General features: G+C 41.2%; 5 protein-coding genes. All 5 read right to left on the bottom strand.

Annotated elements, in window-relative coordinates:
• Positions 1–51: 51 nt before the first annotated feature.
• On the bottom strand, positions 52–600 hold the full coding sequence (locus tag P1P89_22045; protein MDF1594201.1) for a hypothetical protein: 549 nt from the start codon (positions 598–600) through the stop codon (positions 52–54).
• A 299-nt stretch (positions 601–899) separates the two neighbouring features.
• The gene (locus tag P1P89_22040) at positions 900–1,655 is read right to left on the bottom strand and encodes a macrocin O-methyltransferase (protein ID MDF1594200.1); all 756 of its coding nucleotides are present in this window, start codon (positions 1,653–1,655) and stop codon (positions 900–902) included.
• A gap of 167 nt (positions 1,656–1,822) precedes the next feature.
• Positions 1,823–2,731, bottom strand: a complete 909-nt coding sequence (locus tag P1P89_22035; GenBank protein ID MDF1594199.1) for a glycosyltransferase — start codon at positions 2,729–2,731, stop codon at positions 1,823–1,825.
• Positions 2,732–2,768: 37 nt separating this feature from the next.
• Positions 2,769–3,890, bottom strand: coding sequence for a glycosyltransferase family 2 protein (locus tag P1P89_22030; GenBank protein ID MDF1594198.1), 1,122 nt, complete (start codon positions 3,888–3,890; stop codon positions 2,769–2,771).
• A gap of 38 nt (positions 3,891–3,928) precedes the next feature.
• A partial coding sequence (locus P1P89_22025; GenBank protein MDF1594197.1) for an ABC transporter ATP-binding protein occupies positions 3,929–5,159 on the bottom strand: 1,231 nt, incomplete at its 5' end.

The following is a 5,159-nucleotide window of genomic DNA, read 5'->3' as shown; positions in this document are numbered from 1 at the left end:
TAGCTATTGCCGCGCCGCCCTGCTTGTCGTAGGTGTTTAGTATCAGGAGATTCACGGTTTTGTGGCCTCGATATATAAAGAATCCGGCTTTCTTGCCCTGCCGTTAAAAAGATCAAGGGAGTATTTTTCATAGTCAGGAATCCGGCTTTCGTTAGCGGCACAAATTTTCACATCAACGAAACCTGCTTGTTCCAATAAACGTTTGAGAGAAAATCGGTCGTACATCCATTGATGGACTTCGCCGCTACCCCTGAAGATCCCCATACGAAAATTTTTAAAAGCCGTTTTACCTGCAATCAAATAAACCAGCCAGCCGGCCAATTTCTCCCGCGATAGTTTGACTAATTTCCTCCGGTAAATTTTACGCGGCAAAGTATTGAGTCGGCGGCCATGGGGCGAAATCTGTTCCGGCTCCCAAAACTTCTCCGCTTCGGCACCAATTCTGGAACATACGAAGGGCCGATTTTTCTCATCAAGATCCGCCAGGAAAGCCGCCATTTCCCCACCGGAAAAATTTCTGACGGTTTGGTCATACATCTCCAGCATGATCCAGTCATAATCAGGTTCTCTTGAGTTATCCCCGGAAGCGACGGCATTCAATACCCGAAGATATTCCCTGGCAATGCCTTCCAGGTCCGGCAGGACCAATCTGATCACACCACCTCGCTTCAAAACCCGAAAACATTCAGCAATCAGATCATAAGCCCCGGTCTTGTCAAGATGTTCCAATACATGCGAGCTGTAGCAGACAGACGCGGATTCCGAAGCAAACGGCAAACCGTTATTAATATCGATTGACAATACATTGGAGTCGGCAGGCGATACATCCAGGTTTATCCAGTCCGGGTGGTAACTTGTCCCACAGCCGATGTTTAGCATCTTGCAAATAGGCATTTCAATCAAATCTTCACTGCTATGCGGCCAGTGTAATCAATTCTGTTAAGCAAAATTTTGACATTATTATTTTCGAGATATTCGTCAACGGCTTTTCTAGCACCTTGCCAGTGCCCATAATCATCGATAATCAGCACCCCGCCCCTTGTAAGACGTGGGAATAATTGTTCCATTTCATGTTTTGTGGATTCGTACCAGTCTGTATCCAGGCGCAACAACGCAATTTTCTCTGGCGCCAAATGAGGAATAGTCTGTTCAACCATACCTTTTATAAGTTTGATCCTTTCGGATGGATAACCTGTGCTGTCTAATGCCTTCGCTACAACATCTAAATTTGCACGACACCAGACGGATTCGTCTCTATCCATATCCGAGGTTTCCAATAAGCACTTGGCCGTCATGCCTGATATATCCACATCATTTTCGGTAGGCGGAGGCATTCCCTCGAAGGTGTCGAATAAATACAAACTTCTATTTGGATCACCAGTCTGCAATAGGGTTTCGGCAACAGCCATCATGCTTCCTCCTTTCCAAACACCGCATTCAACTATATCTCCCGCTATGTTTTTATCCTGAACGTATTTCACAGCCTCACACAGAGAAAAAATACGATCTGGAGAAGTCATTGTATATGATCGGACTTTTTTATAGGTGTCCACAAAAGCAGCAGGTATATCCGGAGAAAAAGATTCGGTTCTAGTTCTCTTAATCTCAAGGCCAAAGGCTCGGGCGATTTTTTTTAGTATAAATAATGGATTCATTTGATGCCCACCCTTGTTTATGGGTTTTGATAAAAACATAGCGATGAGAAGATTTTGTCTGATAACAGAAGATAAAACTTTTGTTACTCATAGATTGTAGGATGACCAAATCTATATAAACTTATTTTAAGGTTTAGCTGTTCGCTTTTCACTGCGTTAAACAGCATCTAAACTTTACGGAGGAGACGGCGTCTAATTGCCGAAAAAATTCTGTAAAGGAAGGGCGGTTTCAGTGTCCTGAAAAATTCTTTTGTTCTTGTATGTGCCAATGCACTTTCGGCAATATTTTCCTCGAAATATTTTATTGGTTTACTTGCCAAAGTAGTGTCAAAATCACAGCTTTGTTTGCAATGCACACCTGTATCATCGTTTCCGATATTGTTTACCATGGAAAAAGACGGATGCAAACACAGGCCATCCATTTGGAAAACAGTGGCATACCAGAACACCGCCCAGGTATTAATTAATCCTTTTTCATTTCGCTCAACCTGCGCCCAGAAGTTATTCACGCCATCCAGGTTGAAGCGGTTGATTTTTTGTTTTGTAAATTCGCCGAGAAGTTTTTGAGGATTTTTTCTGTAATGTTTCCAGGCCCTATCCCAGGTCGCCCATCCCCAGCAGGAGGCAGTCCGAAGGAAAAAAGTTTCCGGCAAATCTGATGTATCGACGGGGAACATGTAACCGGATATATGCATGACACTCTCTTCGTGCTGATAAACATCCAGGGCATCGTTCATGAAAGTCAGGAAATAAGGTGATGTGACCAGATCGTCCTCAAGAACAATCACCCTGCCGTACTTATTGACAACTTCAGATACCCCCCTAATAACGGAAGCGGCAAGGCCCAGATTTTTTGGACTTTCCGTGATGGTGATTTTCTTGAACCCGTCAACGCTCTTCAGGTAGTTTCTAACTTCCGCTACCGCTACTTGGGTTTCCTCGGTATTTCTCGGGCCGTCAGAGTAAATAAACAACTCACTATCATGGGCCAGTTCGTTTTTTTGCAAGGCCTCAACCGTCTGCTTGGTATGCCAGGGGCGGTTGTAGACAAATAAGATGATTGGCGCCGGATTCATAGTTTGTTTTTTGTCAACTGTCTTTAGCAACACTGATTTATCTGAAAAATATTTTCATGGTTATTGGGATAAACTTCAAATTTTCACTATATACCAGCTTTTTCTGCTTATATTTTTTCTTCTTATCTTCTCTAGTGGAGAAGATAAAAGAAAAAATATATACAGCTAGCTTAATAAAAGACGTCGAAGATATATAGGATAATAAGAATGTGATAACAAGTTTCCTTTGTGTATTAAAATTGAGGAAACCAGCTTTTTTTAGTTCATCAATAGCTTCAAACAGTTCTTTTTTATTCCCTCTTGTTTTTTTTGAGGCTAAGAGGCTGTTAATTGCATTGTAGGTATTTTTTAAAGCGAAAAAGTTAAATAAGGTTGAAGAAGATATTTCTCTTATTTTTTTGGCTAATATTCCGTTTGTTTCCAGATAATCTGATAACAATCTCAGTGATATAACTATGTCATTTTTACCCCACCGTTCCCAGTTACATTGGTTCAGAACTGTATGGTGGACTATATTCTTGTCCCAGTAATAACCTCCGTATCTGAATAACAGGTCACCGACAAAGATCATCGGGAAATAGGCATTTCTTTTATATTGATCCCAGAATTTATAATCTATATGATCTGCTCGAAGTATGAGCCCTGACAAAACAAAACCGTTATGCATATACCGTCCTGCATTTATGGCTGAGGGATGGATAACTTTGCTTTTGTTGAATGGATTACAGACAACACAATGTAAATCTCCGTTTTCAGTATATGAATACCTCGGTGTCCAGATGACGGGAGGGGGAAGGGGGGCCTCTAGTTGTTGATTTATGAAATCTACTATTTCATCTAAAATGTCCGGTTGAAGATAATCGTCATCCGTTATAATAAGTTGATAAATGCTCTTTTGGGCAGTGTCGCTTAGCATCAGTTTGATGTTTTGATTCATCCCCAGGTTTTGCTCGCGAGAGACTGAATCGAAATAACTTAATTTTTTGTATGGTTTTAAAACATCTCCAGTGCCATCTGATGAAGCATCATCAGCAACGTAAATATTTACCTTTTCAAATAAAGAAAATTTCTCAATCTGTTCGACAATAGAATCAATGCAACGCTTTAGGGTTATCGGGCGTTTGTAGGTAGGAATACAGATTGTCAGTAACGATTTCATATTTATATTCTCTGTTTTACATTGGAACTGCGTAAAAGCTATTGGGTTGCAGCCAGATCGTTAACTTTTTTGAACCATTCATTTTTATTGATTAACTCCTGATAAGAACCGTGGGATATTATTTTTCCATTATCAATAAGATAGAGCCGATCACAGTTTTTAACCGTACTTAAACGGTGTGCGATTATTATTAGGGTTTTATTGTGAGAAATAGTTTCGATGGCTTTCGAGATAGCAGCCTCTGTTTCATTGTCCAGTGCGCTGGTTGCCTCATCCAAAACAAGTATTTTCGGGTTCCGATACAGAGCCCTCGCGATGCCTATGCGCTGTCTCTGTCCGCCGGACAAACGGACTCCGCGTTCCCCGACAACAGTTAAGACACCCTTCGGTAGTTCCTCGATCAGCTCTTGGAGCTGAGCAGATATAATTGCATTGTTGAGTGCTTCATGGTCAATATCCTCTTCATGAACTCCAAAGGTGATATTCTGCTGAATTGTATCGTTAAGTAAGAAGATATTTTGTGGGATGTACCCAAGCATCCCATGCCATTTGGAAATTTCTCGGAATACATTTATGCCATCAAGTAATATTTCTCCGCTTTCGTAATGAAGCAGACCCAAAATGACATCGGCCAAGGTAGTTTTGCCGGATCCCGATTTACCAACGATGCCAATAGACTCTCCGGGAGATATTGTCAGGTTAATATCTTTCAGAGCAGGTAGCTCTGATCCCGGATAGCGATAATGCAATCCTTTTAATTCTAAAGAATGCTGGTAAGCAAGAGCTGTTTCTTGGGTGTCTCTGACAGTTTGAGTTGTTTTGTGATCAGCTTCCTTCAACTCATCGTATAAAATATCTAATGAGAATTTCTGGGCACTAATCGAAGAGATGGAGGATAAGATTGCATTAAAGGAAGGATAAAGCCGCATGAATGCGACCCCGAAAACTCCAAGAAGCGGTAGTATTTCGGCAATATCCCGGTCACTCAGGTATGCGAAAAATATGTAACCGGTAACCATCGTGACAATAAGGGTTTCGATCATTATTTTGGGAGCAATCTGCCAGACGGCAACATGTGTCATGTTTTTTTTATATTTATCGGTAAAACTTTTAAAAAGACGCATAAAAAATGATTCCGCCTCAAGTACCTTTACTTCTTTCACCCCGCTAAGCCCTTCATGTATGACCTGGTAGAAACCAACGGTGGCCTCCTGGCCTTTTTTCCCTAATCGCACAAGATGTTTCTTTGTTAATTGCGTATAAATAAGG

It is taken from the genome of Desulfobacterales bacterium (genome assembly GCA_029211065.1).
Lineage (GTDB): Bacteria > Desulfobacterota > Desulfobacteria > Desulfobacterales > JARGFK01 > JARGFK01.
The sequence above is the reverse complement of the archived record's forward strand: the minus strand, read 5'-3'. Positions and strand labels throughout refer to the sequence as shown.